This is a genomic window from Streptomyces sp. NBC_00289 (assembly GCF_041435115.1).
GTDB lineage: Bacteria > Actinomycetota > Actinomycetes > Streptomycetales > Streptomycetaceae > Streptomyces.
The window spans coordinates 5,909,949-5,936,618 of the sequence record NZ_CP108046.1 but is presented as its reverse complement, the minus strand read 5'-3'; the positions used below and the strand labels follow the sequence as shown (position 1 = coordinate 5,936,618).

Genomic DNA, 26,670 nt, shown 5'->3' with positions numbered 1-26,670 from the left:
TGGCGGTCGTCAGGGGTCGTGGGCCGCCTCTGGACGGCCCCCAGACGGCCCCGCGATCGGCCCCCTTTCGCCAGGGCGACGACGTGCGAAGCTGGAGCGCGCGGCAGGCACCAGGCAACCCCGCGCACGCGGCGGAAGAAGGAGGAACGCGTGACGAACCCCAGCCCGCGCGGGACGTACTTGACGATCTCGGAGGCCCTGCGGGCCAGGATCGCTGAGGGGGCCTACCCGGATGGCCTTCCGTCCGAGGCGGAGATCGGCCGGGAGTTCGGCGTGGCCCGCACGACCGTCCGTCGCGCGCTTCGCGCGTTGGAGGAAACCGGCGACGTAACCACCGTCGCCGGGGTCGGCCGCCAGGTCGGCGGCGGCTCACAGATGGCGCCGTACAAGCGGATCATGACGGACCTGTTGGAGCGCATTCGGACCGGCGAGCTACCCGTCGGCGCTCGGCTCCCCAGCGAGGCAGAGCTCTCCGAGACCTATGGAGTCTCGCGGGGCACCGTCCGTCGTGCCGTGCACGAACTGGAAGGTGCTGGGCACGTTCAAGCTCAGCACGGAGTCGGGCGGTTCGTGAGCCCGACGTCCTGACCTCGACAGCTTGGGAGGTACTTGCATGCAGTTGGCCGAGTGGGCTCACGACCTCGCGGAGTCCTTGCTCGCCGAGAGCCTGCCGAACCGGTGGGCTCATTCCCAGCGCGTCTACTCCCAGGCCCTGACACTGGCCCCGGCTCTCGGCGAGGACGCGGAACTACTGGCCGCAGCGGCCGTCGCGCATGACGTCGGATACGCCCGGGCGGCCGTGGACACGGGGCAGCACATGATCGACGGAGCGCGCTATCTGCGCGACGTGGTGGGCGCCGACCCTCGGCTGTGCAGTGTCGTTGCCTTCCATACGTCCTCCCCCTGGGAGGCCTCCGAGCTGGGGCTGAGCGAGATGCTGACAGAGTTCGGCCCGGCAGAGCCCACGCTGGTGGACGCAATCACCTACTGCGACCTGACCAGCAGCCCCGTGGGCACGCTCGTGGATCCTGCGGATCGGCTGACCGAGGTCCTCGACCGGTACGGCCCGGATCACGTCGTGTTCCGGGCCGTATCCGCGGCTCGACCCGAGCTACTGGCCCGGGTCACCCGGGTACGTCAGCGCAGCTTCTAGTAGACTGTCGCGACTTAATTTCTCTGTGTTGTTGGGTAGAGGTGGCGCAGTTTCACGCGTGCGTCGTCGGTGGTGAAGTGCCAGTCGACTTGGCGCTGGTTGCTGTTGGTGTACTCCTGCCAGGCGGCGAGTTCGGTGTTGAGCACGGCGAGGTCGTCGATGCGGCGGCCCAGGCACTGGCGGGTGAGTGCGGACAACTCGATCTCGGCGATGTTGAGCCAGGACCCGTGTTTGGGGGTGTGGTGGATCTCCAGGCGCTGGGCCAGCGCGAAGGCCCTCGCCGGGTCGAACGCCTCATAGAGCGAGGCGGTGGTGTGGGTGTTGAGGTTGTCCATCACCAGCACGACCGTGGCGGCGTCGGGATAGTCCACGGTCAGCAGGTGCTCGACCTGGTGCGCCCAGTCGACCCTGGTCCGGCGGGACTGCGCGTCCACGCGCCGCCATCCGCGCAGCGGCTCGACCCAGCAGAAGATCGAGCAGGTCCCCGAGCGGACGTACTCGTTGTCCTCGCGCCGGTCACGGCCCGGCCGTGCGGGAAGCGGATCGCGGACGTGACCGAGCAGCTGGTACGGCTTCTCATCCATGCACACCACCGGGCGCGCCGGATCGAAGGGCCGGCGGTAGACCGCCAGGACGTCCTCCATCGCCGCGGCGAAAGCCGCATTCGCAGCCGGCGGGATGGTCCAGCACTTCTTCACATGAGGACGCAATTCCGTTTTTTCAAGACCCGACCGATCGTGGAGTGGTCCAGATCCGGGATGTCCTCGACCAGCGCGACGTGCTTCTCCAGCAGGCGCAGCGACCACCGCGCGTGTCCCTTGGGCGGCGTCGAGCAGGCCAGTGCGATCAACCGCGCCTCGACCTCGCCGGTCACTGCGGAGGGTACCGGCGGGAGTGCGCGCGCCTTCCGGCCGACCGTGGCCCACACATCACCACCGGTCTCCGCGTACCGCTTCGAGATCAGGCGGACCGTATCGCACGAGACCCCGACCCGGTCCGCGATCACCACCCGCGGAGCGACCGCGCCGGCCGAGGTGTCCAACGCGAGCAGCACCCGCGCCCGCCTGATCAATGACGCGCTGCGGACCCCGTCGTCGTCACGCGCTCCAAAGCCCGACGATCTTCGGCACACAACGCGACCGGATACTTCTTCTGCGAGGACACGGCACCTCTGCCCGGCCGAACGGAAGCGACAAGTGACGCTCGCTCGGCCAACTCCACCAACCAGGAAGACACTTAGAGCTCGCGCAGATAGACGTCGTGGGGAGCCCCCAGCGACAAGGTGGGCACAGGTCCCGGTGATCATGGAGTTGCGACGCTCTGTGATTACTGGGGGGACCTGTGCCCGTGCTTCCATCATGGCTGACTGACCCGCTCTGGGAACAATTCGCGGCGCTGCTGCCCGAGCGCCCTACGGTCGATCCGTCCCACCCGCTGGGGTGCCACCGGCGCCGTATCAGCGACCGGATCGTGTTCGACAAGTTGCTGCAACTCCTGCGGTTCGGCTGCTCCTACCAGGCGATCTCCGACACGACCTGCTCGGCGACCACCATCCGCAACCGCCGCGACGAATGGATCCGGCTCGGCGTCTTTGGCCGACTCAAGCAGATCACGCTGGAGTCCTACGACCGGATCGTCGGGCTCGTGCTCGACCAGATCGCCGTCGACGGCTCCATCACCAAGGCCCCCGGCGGCGGCGAGGTCGCCGGGCGCTCACCGGTCGATCGCGGCAAACAGGGCTTGAAACGCTCGGGCATGACGGATGGTTACGGGATCCCGCTCGGCCGGGTCCTGGCCGGAGCGAACCGCCACGACTCGCCGCTGCTCTCGCCGACCCTGGACCTGCTGGACGACCTCGGGCCGCTGCCCAACGACATCATGGTGCACCTGGACGCCGGCTACGACTCGGACAAGACCCGCGCTGAACTGGCGGCCCGCGACCTGCGCGGACGCATCGCGCACAAGGGTGAGAAGGCGCCGATCCAGGCGAGCCGGCGGTGGCATGTCGAGCGTACGCACGCCTGGCAGAACGCCTTCTACCGCCTTTCCCGCTGCTACGAACGCCGCGCTACCGTCGTCAACGCCTTCTTCGATCTCGCGGACACGATCATCACCATCCGTAGCCTGATCCGTCGAGCCTGGGCCACCCATCGCTGGGACGAACGCCCCCACCGTCGCCCTTGAGTACCCGCCCTGCGCGCCTACCATGAGGCCGAAGCCGCCAGCACAGGATGGGTGACCCGAAGAAGACGGCCAACCGCCGTAGAAAGAAGTCGGCATGCTGCCAGAGTCGGAATTCGCCGTCATCCTCGGGATGTCCCCCGAACAGCGTGCGGCCTTCGTCGCAGGGGTAGCCGAGCGGGTCTTCGACCTGTACATGGACTGCGCACGGCCGTACCGCAGCAACGTTTGGGAAGCGATCACAGCTGCATGGGGCCGGGCATCCGGCGAGACCATACCTGGCGAGACCGCCGCTCGTCTGGCAGAAGCCCTCGATCAAGAAGCAGCCAGCTACTGCGACGATCTAGATGAGAGCATCGACATTCCCTTTGAGGTGATCACCGCCGTCGGCCACGCGCTCAAGGCCGCCTTCTTCGGCGACCCCAAAGACGCTGAAGCGGCCGCGAACTTCGCGACGGGCGGCATCGCCCGCGCAGCTCACGCATGCAACGACGATCAGGACAGGGCAGTACAGGAAGAACTCGGCTGGCAACTCGACTGGCTGCGTTACGTCAGTACGACCGAGGCGGAAGCCACCCGCGACGGATTCTCAGCACGCACAGTGACCAAGCCGACTTGGTATCTGCGCTGGGAGAACTGAACCCGCCAAACTGCACCGCCACCAATCTGCGTGACCTCTTAGTCGCACCAGATGATCACCCGATCCAGACATTTCGCAGGTTTCGTTGCATAGGTCACCGGGTCAGTCCTTGCGCTCTGTCAGCAGGGCGGTGATCTGGCGGGTGATGCCGTCGGCGGTGAGCCCGGTCTCGGTGAGGAGTTCCTCGCGTGTGGCGTGGGGGAGGAATCGTTGCGGTATGCCCATGTTGCGTAGCGGCACGTGTACAGCGGCGTCGCGCAGGGCCTGGGCGATCGCGGTGCCGACCCCTCCGGTTCGACTGTTGTCCTCGACGGTGACCACGGCACGGTACTGGGCGGCGAGGCCGGGCAACGCTGGGTCGACGGGCTTGACCCAGCGGGGGTCGATCACGGTGCTGGTGACGCCCTGGGCGGCCAGCAGCTTCGCCGCCTCCAGGCAGGTGGGCGCCATGGCGCCGACCGCGACCAGCAGTACATCGGCCCGCCGGGCGGCGCTGCCCTCCCCGGATAGGGCGGGCGTGCCGGTCGGCTGGGTGTTGTCGTGCAGCACGTCCATGCCGCCGATCCGGCCGAGGGCCGGGACGGCGGGGCCGACGGCGCCCTTGGGGTAGCGGATGACGGTGGGGGCGTCGTCGACGGCGACGGCTTCGCGGAGCTGGGCGCGCAGCTGGTCGGCGTCGCGCGGGGCGGCGATCTGCAGGCCGGGGACGACCTGCAGGATGGACAGGTCCCACATGCCGTGGTGGCTGGCTCCGTCGGGGCCGGTGATGCCGGCCCGGTCCAGTACGAAGGTGACCCCGCACTGGTGCAGGGCGATGTCCATGAGGAGCTGGTCGAAGGCACGGTTGAGGAAGGTCGCGTACACCGCGACCACCGGGTGCAGTCCGCCAGTAGCAAGTCCCGCGGCGGAGACCGCGGCGTGCTGTTCGGCGATGCCCACGTCGAAGACCCGCTCGGGAAACTGCTGGGCGAACGGGCCCAGGCCCACCGGGTGCAGCATCGCCGCGGTGATCGCGACAATGTCCTCGCGCTCCCGGCCAAGGGCGGCCATCTCCTGGCCGAACACGCTGGTCCAGTCCCTGGCCGGGGCCTTGAGTGGCAGGCCGGTGTCCGGGTGGATGACACCGACGGCGTGGAAGCGGTCCTCCTCGTGCTGCGCGGCGGGCAGGTAGCCGCGGCCCTTCTGGGTCAGGCAGTGCACGATCACCGGGCCGCCAAGGTCGCGAGCCCGGCGCAGGGCCGCCCCCAGCGCGGCGATGTCGTGGCCGTCGACCGGGCCGAGGTACTTCAGCCCCAGGTCCTCGAACAGGCCCTGCGGCGAAATGACGTCCGTCGGGCCCTTTGTGGCGCCGTGCAGGGTGTTGAAGAGCGGCCGGCCGACCGCCGGAATGCGCTCCAGTGCCTCCTTGCCCCAGGTCAGGAAGCGCTGGTAGCCCTGGGTGGTGCGCAGTGTGGCGAGGTGGTGGGCGAGGCCGCCGATGGTCGGGGAGTAGGAGCGCTGATTGTCGTTGACGACGATGATGACCGGGCGGTCCTTGGCGGCGGCGATGTTGTTGAGGGCTTCCCAGGCCATGCCTCCGGTCAGGGCGCCGTCGCCGATCACCGCGACCACCGCACGGTCGTCGAAGCCCTGCAGCTGGTGGGCCTTGGCCAGGCCGTCGGCCCAGCCGAGGACGGTGGAGGCGTGGCTGTTCTCGATGACGTCGTGCTCGGACTCGGCCCTGCACGGATAGCCGGACAGGCCGTCTCTGAAGCGTAGCTGGGAAAAGTCGTGGCGGCCGGTGAGGAGCTTGTGGATGTAGGTCTGGTGGCCGGTGTCGAACAGGATCCGGTCGCGGGGGGAGTGGAAGATACGGTGCAGGGCGATGGTGAGTTCCACCACGCCCAAGTTGGGGCCGAGGTGCCCGCCGGTCTGGGAGACCGTGCCGATCAGGAAGTCCCGGATCTCCTGAGCCAGGAGTGGCAGTTGGTGGGGCGTGAGTGAGTCAAGAGCCCGGGGGGACTGGATCGCCCCCAGCAGGGTGGAGCGTGCCGTGGCGCCGGCATCCTGTGGCTGGTTTGTGTGTTCCGGAGCCGGAAGGCCAGCGTCGCTGGCGGTGGTGCCAGTCGTGAAGGTCATGGCGTTTCGGTCACCTCTCCCGCACGACGACGAATTCGGCGAGGGCGACGAAGTACTCACGTATCTGGTCCGGCATGGGCACCTCGTCCAGGGCGGCCAAAGCGCCTGTGTGACGGCGACGGGCCTCGTCACGGGCCCAGGCGCGGCCGCCGGCCTGCTCGATCAGGTCAGCGCGGACGGCGAGCTGCTTCCCGTCCTCTTCGGCGCGGGGCTGCGGGTCGGCGAGCAGTTCGGCCAGCCGGCGGGAGGCCGGGCCGCCGTCGGCGAGCGCCACGGCCACCGGCAGCGACTTCTTACGCCGACGCAGATCGCCCCAGCGCGGCTTGCCGGTGACCTCGGTGGTACCCCAGATGCCGAGCAGGTCATCCACCGCCTGGAAGGCCAGCCCCAAGTCGTGCCCGTAACGGCCCAGGGCGTCTGCCGTGCGGTCATCGGCCCCGGCCAGCACCGCGCCGATAGCACAGGCCGCAGCAAGCAGCGCGCCGGTCTTGTTGCCCTCCATCTCCAGGCACTCGGCGACAGTAACCCGGTCACGCTGCTCGAAAGACAGATCCTGCGCCTGGCCGTCGATCAGCCGACGGGTGGCCGTGGTGATCCGCCGGACCGCGCGGGCGGCGTCGGCGGCGCTCGCGGTCGAACTGTCCGGCGCATCGAGCAGGACCTCAGTGGCCAGGGCGAGCAGGGCGTCACCGGCCAGGACGGCCTGTGCGGCCCCGAAGACGGTCCAGGCCGTGGCCCGGTGCCGCCGGGTCTCGTCGCCGTCCATCACGTCGTCGTGCAACAGGGAAAAGTTGTGCACCAGTTCGACCGCGACCCCGCCCGGCACCCCGGTCTCCGAGCCGGCGCCGACCGCCTCCGCCGACAGCAGGGCTAACGCGGGCCGCAGTCCCTTGCCGCCGTCGCCCGAGGCGGGGCAGCCGTGCCGGTCGGTCCAACCGAAGTGGTAGGCGGCGACGGTATCAATCGGTGCGGCCAGCCGAGCCACAGCCTCCCGCAACGGCGGCATGCACAGGGATCTGCCGCGGTCCAGGAGAACCGGCACAGCAAGAGGGGGGACGCAAGGGCCTGAAAGGGTGTTCGCCATGTGGTGCGTTTCGCTCTCGTAGTTGATTTTCACTTCACCTCGTCAGCCGACTGCGGTGACAGTGGGCCGCCCGGTACCACCCGAGTCACCGAAGGCGACGCCGTCGCTCTGCATCTGTTCGGCGAGTTTCAGGGCCTCTTCGATCAGGGTCTCGACGATCTTCGACTCCGGCACGGTCTTGATGACCTCGCCCTTCACGAAGATCTGCCCCTTGCCGTTGCCCGACGCGACACCGAGATCCGCCTCCCGCGCCTCGCCCGGCCCGTTGACGACACAGCCCATCACCGCCACCCGCAGCGGCACCTCCATGCCCTCCAGACCCGCCGTCACCTGGTCGGCCAGCTTGTACACATCCACCTGCGCCCTCCCGCACGACGGGCAGGAGACGATCTCCAGGCGGCGCTGCCGCAGGTTCAGCGACTGAAGGATCTGGATGCCGACCTTGACCTCCTCCGCCGGCGGCGCCGACAGCGACACCCGGATCGTGTCCCCGATGCCCTCGCTGAGCAGCGCACCGAACGCCACCGCCGACTTGATCGTGCCCTGGAACGCCGGACCCGCCTCCGTCACCCCCAGGTGCAGCGGGTAGTCGCACTGCGCCGCCAGCAACCGGTAGGCGCCTACCATCACGACAGGGTCGTTGTGCTTCACCGAGATCTTGATGTCCGTAAAACCGTGCTCCTCGAACAGCGAGCATTCCCACAGCGCCGACTCCACCAGCGCCTCGGGCGTGGCCTTGCCGTACTTCTCCAGCAGCCGCCTGTCCAGCGACCCGGCGTTCACACCGATCCGGATCGGCACCCCCGCCTCCGAGGCCGCCTTTGCAATCTCCTTCACCCTGTCGTCGAACTGCCGGATGTTGCCCGGGTTCACCCGCACCGCCGCACAGCCCGCGTCGATCGCCGCGAACACGTACTTCGGCTGGAAGTGGATGTCCGCGATCACCGGGATCTGTGACTTCCTCGCGATGGTCGCGAGCGCGTCGGCATCGTCCTGCGACGGACACGCCACCCTCACGATCTGGCAGCCGGAGGCGGTGAGCTCGGCGATCTGCTGCAGCGTGGCGCCGATGTCCGCGGTGACGGTGGTGGTCATGGACTGGACGGAGACCGGCGCGTCGCCGCCCACCGCCACCGACCCGACTTGGATCTTGCGGCTCTTGCGGCGGCCGGCGAGCTTGACCGGAACGGACGGCATCCCGAGCGGGATCGCGGTCATCGCCTCACCCGTCCGTATCAGCAGGTGCGGAAGGCGGCGTTGACTCTGCGGCTCGCAGCAGCTCGGCTCGGGTGCGCAGCAGTTCGCGTGGCAGTGCGAAATGCTGGCTCTCGGTCACCGTGCGGACGGTCTGCACGTCGCCGTAGCCGCACTTGGCGAGCCACTCCAGCACGCCCTCAACCAGGATCTCCGGCACCGATGCACCGCTGGTCACACCGACCGTGCAGGCGCCCTCCAGCCAGGCCTCGTCCATCTCATCGGCGAAGTCGACCAGGTAGGCGGCCTTGGCCCCGTACTCCAGGCCGACCTCAACCAGAGCGGAGGAGTTGTGGGAGTTTTTGGAGCCGACCACGATCAGCAGGTCGGTCTCGGGGGCGATCTGCTTCACCACCGCCTGACGGTTCTGGGCGGCGTAGCAAATGTCATCACTGGGCGGACTGACCAGCAGCGGAAAGCGCTTCTTCAGCTCACCGACAGTGGCCATGGTCTCATCCACCGACAGCGTGGTCTGGGAGAGCCAGACGACCTTGGACTCGTCACGGACCTGAACGCCTGCGACGTCCCCGGCGCCGTCGACCAGATGGATCCGGTCCGGGGCCTCGCCCATGGTGCCGACAACCTCTTCATGCCCCTCATGGCCGATAAGGAGGATGTCGTAGCCCTCGTCGGCGAACCGCACCGCCTCCTTGTGGACCTTGGTCACCAGCGGGCAGGTCGCGTCGATGGTGGCCAGCCTGTTGGCCTTCGCCTCGTCGTGCACAGAGGGAGCAACGCCGTGGGCCGAGAAGACCACGATCGAGCCCTCGGGCACCTCCTCCGTCTCATCGACGAAGACCGCCCCCTTCTGTTCCAGAGTCTGCACGACATACTTGTTGTGCACGATCTGCTTGCGCACATACACCGGCGCCCCATATTGCTCCAGAGCATGCTCCACCGCCAGGACTGCGCGGTCCACACCCGCACAAAAACCACGAGGAGCAGCAAGCAGGACACGGAGAGCTGGCGCAGGAAATCTCTCACGTGAATTCAATTCTAACTACCTCTCAATGAGAACGCAGTGTTCCAGCGTCCGCAGCTCATCACGACGAACACTTGAGCCTCATTCTGATAGCGATCGACGGAAGGTCCTGATACGAAGCTCTCTTAATCAGGTCGGCATTTCTTGACATAGGCTTCCGGCCAGTACTGCAGCCAGACTTCGCGACCGAGGCTTCGAGCGGAAACAGATTTGCCGTACTCGCAGTCGAATCGTTCCTGGCTGGTCAGCGGATCGGAGGCGGGATGCAATATCAGGCATCAGTAATTTGCTGCCGCAGCCCGCAGGACGCTGACCTGCGGCGACGCTAAAGTCCGGCCGTAGCATCAGGAAACTACTGTCTCAAGATGTGTTACGGATCACATCGCGCCTCAATTTCGCTTCGCCGGTACGTTTAGCTTAGCGAAGGGTGCGTCCTTCGCATCCGCGGGCCACCCGAAACCTGACCCAATCGTCACTCGGCGATTACTGAACCCGAAAGATCATACCTGCGCACCATCGAGTCAAAGTAGTAATCGTAATTTGCCCTCACTGTAACGAGGTAATCGTCAGCGATGCGCGAAGCATCGCGGCGCTCCTGATCGGTGATCGGGAGAACCTTCAGTTGATCCGTTAGCTCCTCGCGCGCTGTAATTACACGCTTGAAGAGTTTTGTGGCTACAGCATTTGCTTTATCGAGAGCCACCTGTCGGGCTATGGACTCATGACTCTCCGTGAGCAGGATGAAATTATGATAATCTCCATCTCCTTCCTCTTTCGAGACGGAAATGATGTCATTTACCAATGTCTGATGATCGGCTATCGCCTCTCGGAGGCACGCCATAGCAGGCAGTCGGCGCACTACCTCGGGAAGGTAAACATCGGCAACCATTTCGCATTGATCGAGAAGGAACTCCATTCCGAATGTGTGGCGGCGATTCACCTGGTAAGCCCACAGTTCTGGCCACCGCCCACTGGCTTTGTCGACCAGCTCCCCGTACTGACCCCACAGATGATCGACGACATTGCGCCGATAAGCTGACCGCCAGACCTCAGGACGACCCTTGAGTATCCGCTGCCAAACACCGGCGAATGCCCGTCCGGATGAATCTGATGGATCCCCGTCCCCTTCAATCACTCCCAGTAGGGAGACCAGGCGGGACAGGACATCCTGCGGATTGGACACTGCCCACTCGTCGTCGATCATGAAGCCGAGCGTCACGAACTGACCCAATAGAATCAGTTTTTCGGTATCAATTTCCGGATAGAAGAGAGCCATGCACTGGACTGCATTAGTGTCCGCGACTGCCTGACGAACATCCGCAGTCGGGCAGAGATGGAATTCATCAATCCATCGCCGGGTCTCCTTGTTCGCTTCTGCCACCACCGATGAGTTGGGGGGCTTTTGCGGCAATGGCATGTAAATGTCAGGTAGCACCTGCATTGACTCGGCCTCATTTCGAATCAAATCATGTCCGAGGTAGGACAGAAGAAATCTACAGTAGCTAATGTTAGCTTTCCGTGACGAGACAACAGAGAGGTGAGCAATAGATACCTCACTACTGAGCGTCGCCTCGCAACTACGGGGAAGGGGTTTCGATTGGTACCACAGCCGCACTTCGTGATCTGACGGTTCGTTGCTGACTTCTGTCACATCAGCAGTGGTGAAGTCCGCCCCAGTACTGATCTTTAAGATCTTGCTTGACGATCTGTCAGTTCGGGCATATAGACGGTTTGGGGAGTTCGAAGCCGCGCGTTGGGGGCCGGCTGAGCGGGAGGCGCGGCGGGGGCGCTGTCACGTTGGCTGACCGCATGAAGATGCTCGGGAGAGTCCTGCCATGGAGAGCGCGTTGCCGTCGTACCGGTACTACAGCCGGTCGTTCACGTGACGTGATGATGATCCGTCTCGTTGGCGGTGTATGGGGCAGATGCCGCCGCCGGGTCTGGTCCGGCGTGATGAGTTGACCGCGGACGAGGTCCGGTGCTGGGACGCGGATCTGGAGGCGCTGTGCGCGTCGGTGGATGATGTGTTCCGCCGGCCGGCCTCGCGGGAGAATCTGCGGGCGATGGTGCGCGGACTGCTGTCGGATGTGCCGCGCAAGAACATGTGGCAGGTCGCCGAGGCCGCCGGGCATGCCTCGCCGGACCGGTTACAGGACTTTTCTGGCCCTTGCGTCCTGGGACGCGGATGAACTGCGTGACCGTGTACGGGAGTTCGTGGTGGACTCGCTGCGGGACCAGGAGCCTTTTTCAGGCTCTTCGCCCACATGTGTGGGTCGGTTCGTGTCATGAGATGACGAACGCCGCACCCTGCGTAGGTTTCTGATTGTGACGATCAAGAACCTGCGAAGGGGTGCGGCGTGTCGTCTGCGAACGTACTGGTCAGGGCTGCCGGGGTCGAGCGCACGGTGGTCGAGGAGGTCCGTGTTCACCCGGTCGAACCCGTGAAGGTCGTGTCGGTGCGCCCGGACCGCAGGTGGGAGCGCCGGCCCGCCTGCGGGGTGTGCCGTCAGCGGGCGCCGCTCTACGACCGGGGCCACCGCAGGCGCTGGCGGTCCCTGGACGAGGGGCTGCTGCGGGTCTACTTCGAGGCCGACCTGCCACGGGTGGACTGCCCGGAGCACGGCGTGGTGATAGCGGCCGTCCCGTGGGCCCGGCACGGCGCCGGGCACACGATCCCCTTCGATGAGACGGTGGCCTGGTTCGCCCCCGGCGCCTCGAAGAAGCTGATCTCGGTGCTGTTGCGGATCAACTGGCACACCGTCGGCTCCATCCTGACCCGGGTGATGGTCGAGCGGGACGGACAGGACGGCGACCGCCTTGCCGGCGTGACCCGGATCGGAATCGACGAGGTGTCCTTCGCCAAGGGCCAGAAGTACCTGACAGTGGTGGTGGACCACGACTCGGGCCGACTGCTGCACGTCGCCGAGGGCCGCTCGAAGAAGACCGTCCACGCCTTCTTCGACCTCCTCGGTGCCCAACGCTCCCAGGCGCTGACCCACGTCTCGGCCGACGGGGCCGAGTGGATCGCGGACGTGGTCGCCTGGCGCGCCCCGAACGCGGCCCTGTGCCTGGACCCGTTCCACGTCGTGAAGTGGGCCGGCGATGCCCTGGACGCGGTACGCCGCCAGGTATGGAACGCCGCCCGCCGGATGGGCATGAAAGCCCTGGCCGCCGAGCTGAAGAACTCCCGCTACGCGCTCTGGAAGAACCCCCGGGACCTCACCGACCGGCAACGAGCCAAGCTGTCGCTGATCCAGACCGCCAACAAGCCGCTGTACCGCGCCTACCTGCTCAAGGAGCAACTGCGGCAGGTGTTCGCGCCCGGCGGCGCGGAGCGCCTGCACCTGCTGGACGCCTGGCTCGCGTGGGCCTCCCGCAGCAAGCTGAAACCCTTCGTCAGGCTCGCCCGCACCATTCGCGCTCGCCGCCAGGACATCGCCAACGCCCTGACACACCGGCTCACCAACGCCCGGGTGGAGTCGATGAACGCGAAGATCCGCCTGCTCATCCGCCGGGCTTACGGCTTCCGCAGCGTCGAGGCCCTACGCGCCATGATCCTGCTCTGCCTGGCCGGTTACGCCCGACCCCTACCCGGCCGAGCACAACCGAGCCCCATCAGAACCCACAGAAGAGAGCGATGAGCCCTTTTTCACTTGTACGGCCTGCGGGTGAGCGTCGGTGAAGTGTTGACGGTGGCGTGCCGAACGGGGCATCCCGTTGGTTTGGAGAGTCGCCAGACATAACCTTCACCTGCGGAGATGCCCCGTGTTCTCCTATCCTGCCGGATGCGATGTCGATCCGGAGCTCCTGGAGCTGGTCACGATGGTGATCGCGTCCTGTGAAGCCGGCCGGCGCTGCAGACTGCGTCCGTACGACCGGGCCCGGTGCACCCTGGTCTACCTGCGCAAGCACGACACCCTCGAACAGATCGCCGCAGGCTTCGGCATCAGCACGGCCACCGCCTGGCGCTACGTGAACCACACGATCGGGCAACTTGCGGAGCACGCGCCGTCGTTGACCGAGGCGCTCACCAGTCATCACACGGACGGCTACGTGCTGCTGGACGGCACCGTCGCGGAGACCGACCGGGTCCAGGCGCCGGGGCACTTCTCCGGCAAGGTCCGCCGCGAGGGCGTGAATCTGCAGGTCATTGCGGCAGAAGAGGGCAAACTGCTGTGGATGTCACCCGCCCTTCCGGGCGGCACCCACGATGTGACGGCCGCCCGCGAGCACGCCATCGTCGACACCTGCGCGCGACTGGACCTCGAGATCCTCGCGGACAAAGGGTACGTCGGGGCCGGCGGCACTGTGATCACCCCGATCAAACGACGGCCCGGAACCGAACTGCCCGACAAGCACAAGACGTCGAACAAGGTCCACGCCGCACTGCGTGCTCCCGTCGAGCGAACCATCTCCCGGATCAAGCAGTGGCGGATCTTCCGGCATGCCCGCATCAGTCCGAACAGACTCACGTCAGTAGCTGCCGCGATCCTCACCCTCATGATCTACACGTGAAAAAGGCTCCAGGACGCTGTGCTGATCGCGGACGAGACCGGTGACATCAAGAAGGGCACCAAAAGTGCTGGGGTGGCCCGGCAGTACACCGGCGTCACGGGACAGGTGGAGAACGCCCAGGTCAGCGTGCATCTGTCCTACGGCTCCTCGCGTGGCAGGGCGATCATCGACCGTGAGCTGTATGCCGGACAGCACTGGGCGGGCCGTGATGAGGAACACCGCCGCCGCTGCGAGGAGGCCGGGATACCCGAGGAGCGGGCCCGCACGGTGGTGACCAAGCCGGAGCTGGCACAGCGTATGGTCGAGCGTGCGCTTGCGGCGGGAGTGCCCTTCACCTACTTCCTGGCCGACGAGCTCTACGGCGGCTCCCGGTCCCTGCGCGCCCGGCTGGAGGAACACCAGGTCCGCTACGTGATGGCGGTCCCGAAGAACGAGGTCCTCCCACTGGCCGACGGCCGTACCCAGGAGGCGCGGCAGCTGTGGGCGAGGGTTCCCCAGACGCTGATGGAGCGCCGCTCGTGCGCAGACGGCACCAAAGGCCCGCGCACCTACGACTTCGCCACCGTCCACCTGGCCGACACCCCTCACGGCCTGGCACGGACCCTGCTGATCCGCCGCTCCACCGTGCCGAACAAAAAGAACAAGAACGGTGAACTCGTCTGCGAGGTGGCCTGCTTCCTGTGTCACCACGCCCCCGGCACCACTCTGGCCGGGCTGGTGATCGCCGCTGGTCAGCGATGGATGGTCGAGGAGACCTTCTAGGCCGCGAAGAACGAGGCCGGCTTCGACCAGCACGAAGTGCGCAAGTGGATCTCCTGGTACCGGCAGACCACCGTGTGCATGCTCGCCCTGGCCTTCCTCGCCGACGTGCGGAGCCGACGCATACGCCCCCACCGAACCACCCCCTGAGCGCACCGATCCAGCCGACGAGCACGAGGAGGCCGCCGTTCCGCTGTCCCTGAACGAGATCCGCCGCATGTACGACCGGATCGTCCTGGCCCCCGCCCGCGCCGCCAGGACCTGGCTCGCCCTGCACTGGAACCGCTGGCGACGCCGCCACCAGACACAAGCCCGCATCAGCCACTACCGCAGGCGCGACCACCCACCGTGACGCCCCGCAACGAGGTACTACAAACTCGCCGTCCGCTACGAAGCCACCGTGCTGGTCGCAGCCATCAACGAATGGCTTTGACCAGCACTTTCGCAACAGACCCCTAGTTGGCCCGGTGTCCGGAAACTTCGGGGCGGCCCAAGAGGGCATGGGCGAGTTCGCGGCGAGTGGTGACGCCGAGCTTGGTGTAGGCGTGCTGGAGGTGGTTGTCGACGGTACGGACCGACAAGTGCAGGGCCCCGGCGATGTCTTTGCTGCCAGCGTTGGCGGCGGCCAGCAGGGCGACCTCCTGTTCCCTGGCCGTGAGGGCGGAGGTGGCTTGGGCGGTGGCCAACAGCGGCGTGCGGGCGCCCTCGCAGCGGGCGGCGCACGCCTGAGCCTGCTGCGCTGCCGCGCTGGCACGGCGGCTCTGCCCGGCCCGGCGCAAGGCTGAGCCCGCCGCAGTGGCGGCTTCTCCGGCCAGAAGATCCGCCCCAATAGTCTCGAGTTCGCCGGCAGATGCCAGGAGCTGCGTCGGGTCGTCGGTGGCCAGCGCCGCAACCAGACGGGCGCGGGCTGTGGCGAAAGAACCGTCACAGATCTGGGCAAGTTCGACCAGACGGGCAGCAACGTTCTCGGCACCGCCCAGGCGGGCGACATCGGTCAGCAGGAGCGCCTCACTGGTGGCATGCCCGGTGTCCCGGGCTGCTCCTGCGGCTTGAGTGAGTACCGTGCGGGCCTGGGCGAGGTTACCGCAGGAAGCATTAAACCAAGCTTCCCCCAGGCGCTCTTCGCCAGCGAGTAGCCCCATATACGGGTAGTTCTGGAGTTTTTTAAGAGTCGCCTCCGCGGTTTTCAATTCCCCCCGAATTGCCGCTGAAGCGGCATATCCGGAAAGAATGAGCCGCATGGCGATGTCATTTCGATGATTTCTCGCGAGAGTGGCCGCCTCGGCGTACAGCCGCCTAGAGGTGTCCATGTGGCCAGAAATCCATTCAATTCGTGCACGAAAAAGAGCCATCCATGACCGAACTGAGCCTGATGCGCGATCAGCCAAGAGGGATTCAGTTCCAATCTCGGCAACATTCCTAGCCTTGGCCAGGAGTCCAGCCTCAGTGAGGGCGAGAGCCTGGCAAATCAAATCTGCGGCGGGCGAGTGAAAGAGGGATTTACCCTGGAGTGCCAAGTGTACTTCATAGGTTCTTTGCGCGACCTGAACTGCAATCTCGGTGCGGCCTAGAATGGCGAGAGCGGTTGGCTTTACCGTGCCGGCGAATAGCCAGAGGTCCAGGTCGCCCGGCCCGGGGGTCTCACCCAGGGGGACCGAGTCCATCAAGTCTAGCCCTTCTGAAGGATGGCCTGATACAACCATCATTGCCGCTTTGTTGACGATCAATAGATCCCGCTCTCTAGTGCCAACTATATGCTCCATGGCATTTTCATTGACCGCCAGGGCTTCATTCATTTTGGCCATGATCCAAAATAGATTGTAAGTTCGCAGCCTAATGGAAGCCAAGCGCTCCTGGTCGGTTTGGGATAGGTCTTGTGACTTGGCGAACTGTATTTCTGCATCCTCTGCTTTCCCGAGCTGCATCAAAGATTCCCCGTAAAGAAGCCGGGTTGCCGCCGCGTGGTGCTGTGCGGGAATGGCGGCCAGCAAGGTCGCAACCTGTGCGTAGTCGAAGCCAGCTCTGGCCAGGCCTGCGGCCTGAGCCAACAGACCTGGGTCGGCGGTGCCGGTGGCGGCCAGCTGCCAGGTCGCGATGTGCAGCGGGTCTTCACGTCTCAGGGCCCCATGGGTCTCGGTGCGGGCTGCCTGCTGAAGCAGCAGGGCCTGGCGGCGCAGGACCGGCATGTCGGCGCGCAGGACCTCCCCGTACAGCGGATGTGCTAGCGCCAGGGTGGTTCGCCGTCGGTCACGGTGGACGCGGATCAGCTCAGTCCGTTCTAGATCGGCAAGCATCTGCAGCGAGCCGACTGCCTCTGCATCGGCCAGCGGCAGCGGCTCGCACAGCGCGAGCAGTTCCAGCACCGGTCGCCCCCTCTCACTGGCGGTGGCGAGGCGGGCGCCGATCAGCTCGATCAGCCGGGGCGTGGCCACCGGCCGGTCTTCCGTCAGTTCCCAGATCTCTCCGTCGCTGGCCAGGGTTCCCACGGCTAGGGCACCTAGCACTAGCTCGTGCAGGTACATCGCGTTCCCACCCGACGCCCCGTACAGATAGTGCACGGTATGCCGCCCCACCGGCCCACCGAGCGCTGCCCGCAGGACCCTCTCCACTTGCTCACCGCTGAAGGCGGTCAGATCGATCCGGCGCAACGTGTCTTCACCTGCGAGGGCGTCGACCACGTCTCCGGCCGGCTCCCCAGCTCGCACGGTGGCGATCAGCCGCACCGCCCTGGCGTCCAAGAGCTGTCGTAGCAGTACCGCCGACGCGGCGTCTAGCAGGTGGAGGTCGTCAACCCACAGCACCCACCGGGCCCGCTGCGGCCTGGCCAACGTGCGGGCGATCGCGGCGAAGCCCTTGATCGGATCGGAGAGGTCTACCCCGGGCGGAAGCAGGTGCGCGATCGCACCAAGCGGCACCGAGGCGGCCGCTGCCGACGCTGACGCCCGGGAACCCTTCCAGCCATCGTGAACGGCGCGGGCCAAGCATTCCTCGGCCAACCGTGACTTACCCACCCCAGCCGGACCGAAGATCACCACACCCTGACACCGCCGATCCGCCCACGCCGCCGCGAAAGCCTCAAGCTCACCGTCGCGGCCTGTCAGCGGCCACTGCGAAACCCGCTCACGCACACCCACGACGACCTCCCGGCACACTGACGCCGTTTCAAGGTGGCCACCGATCGGATGACGGTGACACCAGCGACGACGCAGTGCCCAACCGCGACGATGCTGGCTTAAGACGTCAGTCAACAGCGCCCAGCCTCACCCAGGCGCGAGCTGAAGGCATCACTGTCAGCCTCGCCCCACCTGGCATTACCGATCACATATCACCCACAATAGCCTTCTTGGGGCATCTCGTGGCGGGTCTATCAGGATTCAGGTGTGGTTCGTCTGTTTGGCCTACAGGTTTTTCGGTGGGCTGGTCGGCCTACACTCGTCCGGCGGTAAGGCGGCCGTCGAAGAGAACGTCGAACTCGTTCAAAGCGCTTTTCCAGCGGTTGTTCCAGCGCTGGCGGCCGCGGCCGGTGGGGTCGAGTGCGAGGGTGGCGAGGTAGAGGCGTTTCAAGGCGGCGGTCTCGTTGGGGAAGTGTCCGCAGGCCTGGGCCGCGCGCCGGTAGCGGGCGTTGAGGGACTCGATCGCGTTCGTGGTGTAGACGACCTGCCGGATCGCGTCGGGCAGACCGAGGAAGGGCACGAATTCGCTCCAGGCCCGCTCCCAGGTCCCGGCGATCGACGGATAGCGCTTGCCCCACTTGTCGTCGAAGTCGGTCAGCCGTGCCCGGGCCTCGTCCTCGTTGACAGCGGTGTAGACGGGCTTGAGGTCGCGTGCGACGTCGGCCCAGTCGCGGCGTGAGGCATACCGCAGACTCGCGCGCAGGAGATGAACCACGCAAGTCTGCACCACAGTCCGGGGCCAGACGGCGTTCACCGCGTCGGGCAGGGCGCTGAGCCCGTCGCAGACCAGCATCAGCACATCACGGACGCCTCTGTTCTTGATCTCGGTGAGCACCGTCTGCCAGTACTTGGCGCCCTCGCCGCCGTCGCCGGCCCACAGGCCGAGGATCTCGCGGTAGCCGTCGGCGGTGACCGCGATGGCCACGTAGATGGGCCGGTTGGCGACATGACCGTCTCGGATCTTGACGTGCACGGCATCGATGAAGACGACCGGGTAGACCGCGTCGAGCGGGCGGGTGCGCCATTCCGCCATCGATTCCAGGGCCTTGTCGGTGATCGTGGAGATGGTCTCCTTCGTTGTCGTCATCCCGTACGTCTGGGCGAGATGGGAGACGATCTCGCCGGAGGTCAGGCCCTTTGCGGTCAGCGAGATCACCAGGTCGTCCAACGCACCAGTGCGGCGGGCGTACTTGGGCAGCAGCCGGGGCTGGAAGGTGCCCAGACGGTCTCGCGGGATCTGCACCGTGACGGCGCCGACCTCCGTCATCACCTTCTTGCTCCGGTAGCCGTTGCGGGTGTTGCCGCCCGAGCGCGACCCGCGCCCGCCGACGCGGCCGACCCCGTCGGCCAGGTGCTGGTCCATCTCTGCTTCCAGCGCGGACTGCATCAGGTGCTGAGCGAGCTCGGGCAGCAGGCCGCCCTCGCCCATCAGCCGCAGTCCCTCTCCGCGGACCTTCTCGGCCGCGAGCGCGGCCAGCTCCTCCAGCAGCTCACTGGACAGACCATTCTGCGACACCGGCATCGACTTCACGTCGGCACCCTCGACGCCACCGCCGACCTCGGCAAGCGACACGCCCTCCACGGTCTCGATCAGGTGACCAGTCGTCGTACTCATCAGGCTCACTCCTTCGGGGAGATCCACACCTGATTCATGACACTCCCCTCGTGGCTCACCTCGATGCCGCACTCGAGCATCAGCTCCCCGACGTCGCGCGGGGCACAGTCACGTTGTCGGGGGTGTAGGCGTCTGGTGGTGCGTCAGGGCGTGGTCGAGCCGGTTGTCGGCTCCGGGTCAGGCCACGGCGGGCAGGGCGGCGGCGCCGGTGATCTGGTTCCAGATGGCGAAGCGGACGGTCATCTCGAGGCGGTGGTCGGGTGCGGTGTGGTTGTGGCGGCCGGGTCGGAAGTGGGGTGAGATGCCGCTGAACGCGGCCAGGAACCGTTGGGCTCCGCCGACGCTGCGGAAGCCCTTCATCGCCCGCTCGCGCTGCCTGGTCGGCTGATGCGAGTTCTCCGCCCGATTGTTCAGCCCCTTGTGCGACCGGTGCTCCACCGAGGGCATCACCTCCCGCAACGCGGCGGCGTAGGAGCGGAGCTTGTCGGTGACGACCACCCGCGGCACGGACCCGGTCTCCATGAGGAGCCGGCGGAAGAAACACCTGGCCGCGGCCTTGTCCCGGCGGTTCTGGACCAGGATGTCGAGCACGTTGCCGTCGGCGTCGACGGCCCGCCACAGGTACTTCAACTCACCGTTGATCCTGATGAAGACCTCGTCCAGATGCCATTTGTCGCCGGGCCGGGGGCGCCGACGGCGCAGCGAGTTGGCGTAGGCCTGCCCGAACTTCAGACACCACCGACGGATCGTCTCGTAGGACACGATGACGCCACGCTCCAGCATCAGCTCCTCGACCTCGCGGAAGCTGAGCGGGAACCGGAAGTACAGCCACACACAGTGGGAGATGATCTCCACCGGATACCGGTGACCCCGGTACGACGGCAACGCGCTCTCCACCACAGGCCCTCCCCAGCATGATCAACCAGTAAGATCATCCCACCCGGTCAGCCAACGTGACACCGGCTGTAGTACCTGTTGCGTACGCAACCGAGGAACGCGATCAGGATCACGAGACACCAGACGGACCGGGGTTCCGCAGAAGTCGGCTCGCCTAGAGGCACAAAGTGGGCCATGACCTGCGACCTCATCACCTCCAGTCCAAATTGTCCGTGTGTCTAGGCGCTAGCGTTCCCGCTGGTCAGGGACTGACGAGATGGGCATCCTTCCCCGACAATGGCGCAAGAACTGGGGGCGCTTCATTGCTATTCGCACCTTTTGCGGGCCCACCTCGACGCCGCGCGACGGGGCTCGAAGCGCACTACGTGATCGGGTAGCGTGGTGGCAACGCCTCAGCATCGAGAGGCCACTTGGCGGTCGTCACTGCGCTGACCAGCGGGAATGCCAGCGCCTAGACACACGCATTCTCTCCATGACCTACTGCATCCTCCCTGTTCAGCCCGCATCTTGTGACTCTAGGTGACGGGAATTCTGCGGAACCCGGGACGGACGGTCCAAGCTCAGCTGATTCGGGGAACCGACGAGTCGCGGAAGCCTTCCTCCAGCCGCCGGCGAGTGGTGGGCGATACGTCAAGGGACTCGATTTCCGTGCGGGGAATCCACCGCACCTCCAGGGATTCCGAACTCACCCTGATCTCGCCGCTGACCGGTCGGGCCCGGAAGCAGAGCGAGAACTCCTGACGAACCTCGCCGTCCGCGAACGCGATGACATGGCCGGGGTCGGTAAAGATGCCCACCAGGCCGACCACCTCGACCTGGATCCCGGTTTCCTCCAGGACCTCCCGGACGACCGTCCCCGCGATGTTCTCTCCGATCTCCTGGACGCCCCCCGGCATGCCCCACCGGCCGTTGTCCGATCGCCGCTCCAGCAGCACATCACCCGCATCGTTGACGACGAATGCCGTCACCGCAGGCACGATGCTGTTGGCTTTCGGCGCGTTGGGGTCGTTGAAATAGTCAGTACGGCGACTCATGCTCACCCTTCAATGGGGACAGCTTCGGACCAGACTTTCTCGAAGCTCTGCTGATATGTGGACACCAGATCAGCACCGGCGACCTTGCGCAGATGGAGGACCGGCGTCAGGGGCGCGCTCACCCCGTACACCTGCGTGTTCACCAACCACTCGTCATCCGACCGGTAGAGCGAGTTGTGCAGAGTTGACCGGTGGAGCCGGAATTCGATCCCCAAAACCGAGTACAGGGGGCGATAGAGCTTCATCACCTCGCGAACCTTGTAGGCCACACCTTCACCGATTTCCTCTTCATCCCCCCGGCGCCGGATCTCTGGGCTGTCCGGATCTCCGAGGAGGATGCGGGCCCGGACACCGCCTGCCGCTTTCAACCTGAGCAGCTGCGGCCAGCGCGGATTCTCAGCGAGGAAGACACCCGCGTGCACCAGCACGCCGATCTCCCGTTCCGCCCGCCCGAACAGCTGGAGCCATAGGTCCGCCGGCACGTAGGAACGATGCGGGTAGACCTTCAACACCTCGGCATCCGCAGCGTCCTTACGCTGCCCATCCGGCAGGCCATCGGGCCATAGATAACCCTCGTCTTCCCGAAGGAAGGCCGAGATGGCAAGGCGGTGTCGCCGGTACGGCGCCCGCCCTTTGGTGATCCAGCGCTCCACCGTCTTGGGGTCGACCCCCAGGTGCTCCGCCAGGGCATCCACGGCGACGCCTTGCGTCAGCATCGCGGACCTTAACCGCTCGTTCGCCATCCCACCCCCAGGGACGTCCAGGGACGTAGTCGCCCCCCAGAACGCTATCGAGGACGTCCCAAGTCGTCCAGGAGCGCGGTGACTTCGTCCCGCCCTTCGGCGGCATTCTGATGTCACACCACAAGGCGGACCGGCTGAGGCGCAGAGCTTGACAGCCTCAATCAGAACCGCCAATCTGAGATACACGCTCAAGCGTGTATCTCATGCAGTGATGCGGCTACTTCGCGCTGACCTGCATAGATGCCTGCAACGAGCCGTGAACAGCACAGGGCGGGGACGCTGCAATCCCGCTAAAGGCCAGGTGGAACAGGGTTTCGGCCCGTACTGGCGAGGTGGCCCGGTGACCGCGAGCAACGGCCGGCGAGTGGGGACTTGATCCCCCTTGCAGTGCTGTTTCGTGCCCCGGGGACTCGGTCCCCTCGACAGAGGAGTTCCGATGCTTCGACATCGTTTGGCGCCGCCGTATGGACCGGGTGGCGGCGCCGCACCATCTCCGTTCCGATCCGTTCTCGGCTTCGCAGCACCTCACGCTGCGGTCGGTTGCCTCCCCCCGCCCGTCCGGCCCGCGCTTCGTGCGGTGGTCGTACGGGCGGGGTCGCAGGGAGCCGGAATGTTCCGACTTCAACGGCGAGCGGCCCCAGGTGGCTAGACCCGGGGCCGCGATTCGGGCCGTTCCACCCACTGAGGAGTCACGACCTATGAAGCACATCGTCACAGTTCAGGAAGCTGTTACCGCGTTCGCTGAGTGGCTTGAGCCCACGGATGCGGAGCTGGACGCGATCGACTCCGAGATGCCGCTCATCACGGCGGAAGTCGAGTTGCTGGACGTACAGATCAGCCTGCTGGACCAGCCGGTCACGGAGACGGACACCCGCCGGCTGCGTCGGGCCCGCCGCAAGGTGCTGGCCACCTGCCTCGCGGTCGCGTACCAGGCATCTTCGGTCTCCGAGGTCGCCGCATGAGCGCCGCGCTGAAGCTGGACGACCTGTCCGTGCCGTTGCGGGTGCTGCGTCTGCTGATGGTCGACTTCGGGCATCTGCCGGCCCCGACCGTGAGCGTCTCGCCCATCTACCCGGGCCGGCTGGAGTTGGCGTTGCACTCCGGTCTGCCGGGCTTCGAGGCGTGGCGCGAGGCGCTGGACGTCGCCCCGGACGCGGTGACCTACGGAGTGCAGCGCGATGGCCGTACGCAGGTGCTGCGCACGGTACTCGACTACGCGGATGCTGAGCTGGAACTGGTCGGCTACGGCGACCTCTGCGCCCCGGTACTGGTCCGTGCGGCATGAGCGCCGCGGCCCGCGTCGACGTGAGGTCGACGCCCGTCGAAGCGCCGTTGACGCCCGTCGCCGTGGACTACGCGATCACCACCCTGGCGAGCGTGCTCACGGTGGTACTCACCGCGGTGGCGTTCTGGCTCTCCTACGAGCACTTGCAGGAAGTCGCCGCCGCGCATGGCATGGCCAAGGCGGTTGCCCGCTCGTGGGCCTGGCCCGCCACGGTGGACCTGTTCATCGTGATCGGTGAGTTGCTGATCCTGCGTGCCTCGCTCGCCCACCGGGTCGACTGGTGGGCAATCGGCCTGGTCACTGCCGGAGACGGAGCCTCCATCGGCCTCAACGTCGCCGGCGTCGGCCAGGACGCGGGCGCCCTCAACTACGTGGTCGCCGCCGTCCCCCCGGTCGCCGCACTGCTCGCGTTCGGCGCGCTCATGCGACAGGTGCACGCCTACCTCGCCCGCCGGGCGTCGACGGGCGTCAACCCACCCTCGCCGGGCGTCGAAGCACCGTCGACGCCCGTCACCGTGACCGTCGACCGCCCACCCGTCGCACCGCCTGCCGTCCCGACGCCTCTCCCTACGGCAGGGCCAGAGCCGGCCGCGTTGCCGATGGGCGTCGACGCCGATTCGACGCCCGTCACCGGTGAGCCGGTCGGCGTCGAGGCGCCGTCGACGGCCGTCGACCTGTGCATGCCGGTGGTCTATCCGAACCGGGTGGATCAGTTGGTACGCGCCCTGTACGGGACGGATTTCACGCAGCCGAGTACCGCGCGGATGACGCAGGCGATGGCCGCGGCGGGGCTGGGGGCGTCGGAGTCGACGGCCCGCACCGCCCGCGGCCGGGTCAAGGCGCGGGAGCCGTACCTGACCGACCTGCCCGCCACGATCGCCGGTTGAGGTGGTGTGTGATGCCGACCGCCTACAGCCGCTGCTTTGACCCAACCGGCGCCCGCTACGGCATACCGACCTACCCATGGCGCTACGCCCCCGACGGCTACGCCACTCGCCGCCAACTCCGCACCAAGGGCTTACGGCCCGGCGGCCAGCCAATCGCCGCACAAGTCATGATCACCAATCGCAAGGCGCGAACGCCCCGCATCGCCTACCTCTACCGCGTCGACCTGGCCAAACCGGTCCGGCCGATGACCTCCCGCAAGTGGGGCGCGCTCGCCCTGGCAATGCTCGCCCGCCGCACCTGCCCGCGCTGCCAGATCACCTACAGCTACTGCCTGTCCACCAGGCACAGCATCTGCGGCCTGTGCATCGCCGCCGAGGAACAGCGCGCCGCCTGACACTCCTCTTCGACGTCCGGGAGGTCCTCGAATGAGCACCACGCAGCAGCCCACCGCACCCGCCGCCCCGCCGGCCGAGGACACGCACTTTTTCGTCCTGACCCTGGAGAAGCCGGGCCGGTTTTCGATGACGCAGGAAGGCACCTGCACCCCGCCGCCCGGCAGCAGCCGACGGGACATGTACCGGCTGATCTACCAGTCCGTCACCGCTCGGGACCCGAATCTCTCCGGTGCCTCGGTGGGCTTCTTCTCGCTGGAGCCCAACCGGCTCTGACTCGCTCCCCCACCCGTTACCGGGCCTGGCCGCTCACCTCTCACAGCACGCGGCCCGGCCCCTTTGACTCCCCAGGAGTGCTCTCAGCATGACAGAACTCAGCACCGAGCCGGTAGCCGTCGAGGCTGCCGCGCTCACACCACCGCCCCCGCCCGAACCGCCGGCCAGCAAAGCGCAGGACGTGAAGGAGGTCGACCACACGCCCGGCGGCTGGCCGATCGTGCCGCTCGCCTTGACCGGCACGAACAGCACCGTCGGCATGGTCGCCGCCGCATCCCTCGCGGGCGGACCCATCGCCGCCATAGTGGCCGCGACCGGGGCCGTTGTCCTCGGGACAGTCGCCGCCACCCGATCCCGCACCCCCAACAAACGCCGTGACGCGCGCCGTGCCGCGGCCCGGACCGCTGGACGTTCCGCAGCACGGAGTGCGGGCTTGCACCGCGGGGGCGCGAGCAGGATCGGAGGCGGGGGCCGCTCGCACGGTTCCCGCTCCGGCCGCGGCGGCGCCGGGTCTGGCCGGGTGCCGGGCCAGCACCGCCACGGTGCAGGCCCGACCGCCCGGCACGCCAGCACCGCCACCGGCGCCAAGACGGGCAACAGGGCCGGTCACGGCGCGTCCAAGCACACGGCCGGCGCCGCGGGCAAAGCGGCGAGCCGGGTGGGCCAGGTCAAGGCACTGCGCGCCGCGCAGCAGGCCGCGGCCGGCTCCCGTGCCGGTCAGCGGGCGCAGACCAGCGCGGCTCGCCGCGCGGTCGCCGATGCCCGCCGCAACGCCAAAGCAGCCGGTAGCGGCACGGGCCTGACCAGCCGTGCCGGGCGTAAGGGCAGTCTCGCCGGGCGGATGCTCGGTGGTGCCGCCCGTAAGGCCCGCGCGGCACGGGATGCGGCGATTACGAAGAGCCGTGCGCGTCGGGACCGGAAGGCCGGCGCCACGGTCGATGCGCAGCGCGGAACGGTCCGCAAGGCCCCCGCCCGCAAGGCGGCGCGGCAGGCGTTGCGCAGGTCCGCGGCCCGTTTCCAGGGCCGGCGCTTGCTCGCCGCGCTGCTCGCGCTGCCGCTGGGTCTGCTCGGGCTGATCACCAGCCCGATCGGCCGCAAGTTGAACCTGCTCTGGCTCCTCCACCCCGGCCGGCGCCTGTACCGGCGCATCACCGGGGCGGCCCGCGAGCTGCGCACCCTCCGCGACGACGCGATCCGCGAGGAGCTGCACGACAAGGAGACGGCCGCCGATGCGGAGGCCGCCACGGACGGCAGCAGCGGCATCGCGGGCGACGTGAAGCATCCCCCGCATCAGGTTCCGACCAGCACGAACACCTCTGTGAGTGAAGGAGAGAACGTGTCCGGCTTCCAGTTCGAAGAGGCCGCTTCCGAGATGGAGCAGGCCGCCAACGCCTACGAGCCCGACAACGCCATGGAGATCCTCGCCATGGTCGAGGGTCTGCCCGCCGCGCTGACCAGCGTGGCGAACGTGATGAAGATCCTTGCGGAGCGCTCCGACTCGGAGTTTCCGCTGGAGAAGGAGGTCGCGGACGGCTTCAACGACATTTTCGGCGCCGTGATGAGCGCGGTTGCGGTCGCGGAGGATATGGGCCCGCTGTTCCGGCAGGTTCACGCGCAGGACATCGCCCGGCACGAGGACCCCCGCAACGGTCCCGAGGCAGAGAAGGGCTGGAACGTCTGA

Annotated in this window: 27 protein-coding genes; 15 read left to right on the top strand and 12 right to left on the bottom strand. The window is 66.9% G+C overall.

Annotated features, from left to right (window positions below):
- Positions 1-150 precede the first annotated feature (150 nt).
- Positions 151-588: a GntR family transcriptional regulator gene (locus OG985_RS26950; protein WP_371670916.1), complete on the top strand. Its 438-nt coding sequence runs from the start codon at positions 151-153 to the stop codon at positions 586-588.
- A gap of 25 nt (positions 589-613) precedes the next feature.
- On the top strand, positions 614-1,153 hold the full coding sequence (locus OG985_RS26945) for an HD domain-containing protein (RefSeq protein ID WP_371670915.1): 540 nt from the start codon (positions 614-616) through the stop codon (positions 1,151-1,153).
- Between the two features lie 14 nt (positions 1,154-1,167).
- Here the strand turns inward: OG985_RS26945 and OG985_RS26940 are convergent, their stop codons facing one another.
- Entirely contained in the window at positions 1,168-1,851 is a 684-nt protein-coding gene (locus OG985_RS26940; RefSeq protein WP_371670914.1) for an IS630 family transposase, read from the bottom strand.
- Positions 1,848-2,207 carry a helix-turn-helix domain-containing protein gene (locus OG985_RS26935; RefSeq protein WP_371670913.1) on the bottom strand — a complete coding sequence of 120 codons (360 nt, stop codon included), beginning with the start codon at positions 2,205-2,207 and terminating at the stop codon, positions 1,848-1,850. Before OG985_RS26935 ends, OG985_RS26940 begins: the two co-directional genes overlap by 4 nt.
- Positions 2,208-2,494: 287 nt before the next feature.
- Here OG985_RS26935 and OG985_RS26930 point away from each other — a divergent pair, with 287 nt between their 5' ends.
- A complete protein-coding gene (locus OG985_RS26930) occupies positions 2,495-3,337 on the top strand; it encodes an IS5 family transposase (RefSeq protein ID WP_331718633.1) in 843 nt (280 codons plus the stop codon).
- Positions 3,338-3,431: 94 nt separating this feature from the next.
- Positions 3,432-3,974: a hypothetical protein gene (locus OG985_RS26925; protein WP_331718632.1), complete on the top strand. Its 543-nt coding sequence runs from the start codon at positions 3,432-3,434 to the stop codon at positions 3,972-3,974.
- Between the two features lie 102 nt (positions 3,975-4,076).
- On the opposite strand, the gene dxs is transcribed toward OG985_RS26925, so the two are convergent.
- The 5 genes from dxs to OG985_RS26900 all read right to left on the bottom strand — a co-directional run bounded on the left by dxs (position 4,077) and on the right by OG985_RS26900 (position 10,853).
- The gene (gene dxs, locus OG985_RS26920) at positions 4,077-6,092 is read right to left on the bottom strand and encodes a 1-deoxy-D-xylulose-5-phosphate synthase (RefSeq protein WP_371670912.1); all 2,016 of its coding nucleotides are present in this window, start codon (positions 6,090-6,092) and stop codon (positions 4,077-4,079) included.
- A 10-nt stretch (positions 6,093-6,102) separates the two neighbouring features.
- Positions 6,103-7,176, bottom strand: a complete 1,074-nt coding sequence (locus OG985_RS26915) for a polyprenyl synthetase family protein (RefSeq protein ID WP_371670911.1) — start codon at positions 7,174-7,176, stop codon at positions 6,103-6,105.
- Positions 7,177-7,218: 42 nt separating this feature from the next.
- Complete coding sequence (gene ispG, locus OG985_RS26910; protein ID WP_371670910.1) at positions 7,219-8,394, bottom strand: flavodoxin-dependent (E)-4-hydroxy-3-methylbut-2-enyl-diphosphate synthase; 1,176 nt, start codon at positions 8,392-8,394, stop codon at positions 7,219-7,221.
- 4 nt (positions 8,395-8,398) lie between these two features.
- On the bottom strand, positions 8,399-9,424 hold the full coding sequence (locus OG985_RS26905) for a 4-hydroxy-3-methylbut-2-enyl diphosphate reductase (RefSeq protein WP_371670909.1): 1,026 nt from the start codon (positions 9,422-9,424) through the stop codon (positions 8,399-8,401).
- A gap of 460 nt (positions 9,425-9,884) precedes the next feature.
- On the bottom strand, positions 9,885-10,853 hold the full coding sequence (locus OG985_RS26900; RefSeq protein WP_371670908.1) for a hypothetical protein: 969 nt from the start codon (positions 10,851-10,853) through the stop codon (positions 9,885-9,887).
- Positions 10,854-11,370: 517 nt separating this feature from the next.
- On the opposite strand from OG985_RS26900, the gene OG985_RS26895 reads away from it, so the two are divergent.
- The 5 genes from OG985_RS26895 to OG985_RS26875 all read left to right on the top strand — a co-directional run bounded on the left by OG985_RS26895 (position 11,371) and on the right by OG985_RS26875 (position 15,038).
- Positions 11,371-11,601, top strand: coding sequence for a hypothetical protein (locus OG985_RS26895; RefSeq protein WP_371670907.1), 231 nt, complete (start codon positions 11,371-11,373; stop codon positions 11,599-11,601).
- Between the two features lie 168 nt (positions 11,602-11,769).
- Positions 11,770-13,053 carry an ISL3 family transposase gene (locus tag OG985_RS26890; RefSeq protein ID WP_371670906.1) on the top strand — a complete coding sequence of 428 codons (1,284 nt, stop codon included), beginning with the start codon at positions 11,770-11,772 and terminating at the stop codon, positions 13,051-13,053.
- 124 nt (positions 13,054-13,177) lie between these two features.
- Positions 13,178-13,927: a transposase family protein gene (locus OG985_RS26885; protein WP_371670905.1), complete on the top strand. Its 750-nt coding sequence runs from the start codon at positions 13,178-13,180 to the stop codon at positions 13,925-13,927.
- Positions 13,928-13,945: 18 nt separating this feature from the next.
- Positions 13,946-14,689: an IS701 family transposase gene (locus tag OG985_RS26880; protein ID WP_371670904.1), complete on the top strand. Its 744-nt coding sequence runs from the start codon at positions 13,946-13,948 to the stop codon at positions 14,687-14,689.
- A gap of 214 nt (positions 14,690-14,903) precedes the next feature.
- Positions 14,904-15,038, top strand: coding sequence for a hypothetical protein (locus tag OG985_RS26875; protein WP_371670903.1), 135 nt, complete (start codon positions 14,904-14,906; stop codon positions 15,036-15,038).
- A gap of 103 nt (positions 15,039-15,141) precedes the next feature.
- Here the strand turns inward: OG985_RS26875 and OG985_RS26870 are convergent, their stop codons facing one another.
- The 5 genes from OG985_RS26870 to OG985_RS26850 form a co-directional block, all read right to left on the bottom strand.
- Positions 15,142-17,820, bottom strand: a complete 2,679-nt coding sequence (locus OG985_RS26870) for a LuxR C-terminal-related transcriptional regulator (RefSeq protein WP_371670902.1) — start codon at positions 17,818-17,820, stop codon at positions 15,142-15,144.
- 292 nt (positions 17,821-18,112) lie between these two features.
- Positions 18,113-19,381, bottom strand: coding sequence for an IS256 family transposase (locus tag OG985_RS26865; protein ID WP_331718661.1), 1,269 nt, complete (start codon positions 19,379-19,381; stop codon positions 18,113-18,115).
- A gap of 270 nt (positions 19,382-19,651) precedes the next feature.
- Entirely contained in the window at positions 19,652-20,374 is a 723-nt protein-coding gene (locus OG985_RS26860) for an IS6 family transposase (protein WP_371670901.1), read from the bottom strand.
- A 557-nt stretch (positions 20,375-20,931) separates the two neighbouring features.
- The gene (locus OG985_RS26855) at positions 20,932-21,405 is read right to left on the bottom strand and encodes an NUDIX domain-containing protein (RefSeq protein ID WP_371670900.1); all 474 of its coding nucleotides are present in this window, start codon (positions 21,403-21,405) and stop codon (positions 20,932-20,934) included.
- 2 nt (positions 21,406-21,407) lie between these two features.
- Positions 21,408-22,121 (bottom strand): XRE family transcriptional regulator, encoded by a 714-nt coding sequence (locus OG985_RS26850; RefSeq protein WP_371670899.1) that lies wholly within the window; start codon positions 22,119-22,121, stop codon positions 21,408-21,410.
- Between the two features lie 725 nt (positions 22,122-22,846).
- Between OG985_RS26850 and OG985_RS26845 the strand changes: the two genes are divergently transcribed.
- The 6 genes from OG985_RS26845 to OG985_RS26820 all read left to right on the top strand — a co-directional run bounded on the left by OG985_RS26845 (position 22,847) and on the right by OG985_RS26820 (position 26,670).
- Positions 22,847-23,110, top strand: a complete 264-nt coding sequence (locus tag OG985_RS26845; RefSeq protein ID WP_371670898.1) for a DUF6284 family protein — start codon at positions 22,847-22,849, stop codon at positions 23,108-23,110.
- Entirely contained in the window at positions 23,107-23,433 is a 327-nt protein-coding gene (locus OG985_RS26840) for a hypothetical protein (protein ID WP_371670897.1), read from the top strand. The genes OG985_RS26845 and OG985_RS26840 overlap by 4 nt, the downstream gene beginning before the upstream one ends.
- Complete coding sequence (locus OG985_RS26835) at positions 23,430-24,320, top strand: DUF2637 domain-containing protein (protein ID WP_371670896.1); 891 nt, start codon at positions 23,430-23,432, stop codon at positions 24,318-24,320. The genes OG985_RS26840 and OG985_RS26835 overlap by 4 nt, the downstream gene beginning before the upstream one ends.
- Positions 24,321-24,331: 11 nt before the next feature.
- Positions 24,332-24,715, top strand: coding sequence for an RRQRL motif-containing zinc-binding protein (locus tag OG985_RS26830; RefSeq protein WP_371670895.1), 384 nt, complete (start codon positions 24,332-24,334; stop codon positions 24,713-24,715).
- A gap of 31 nt (positions 24,716-24,746) precedes the next feature.
- Entirely contained in the window at positions 24,747-24,989 is a 243-nt protein-coding gene (locus OG985_RS26825) for a hypothetical protein (protein WP_371670894.1), read from the top strand.
- Between the two features lie 88 nt (positions 24,990-25,077).
- A complete protein-coding gene (locus OG985_RS26820; RefSeq protein ID WP_371670893.1) occupies positions 25,078-26,670 on the top strand; it encodes a hypothetical protein in 1,593 nt (530 codons plus the stop codon).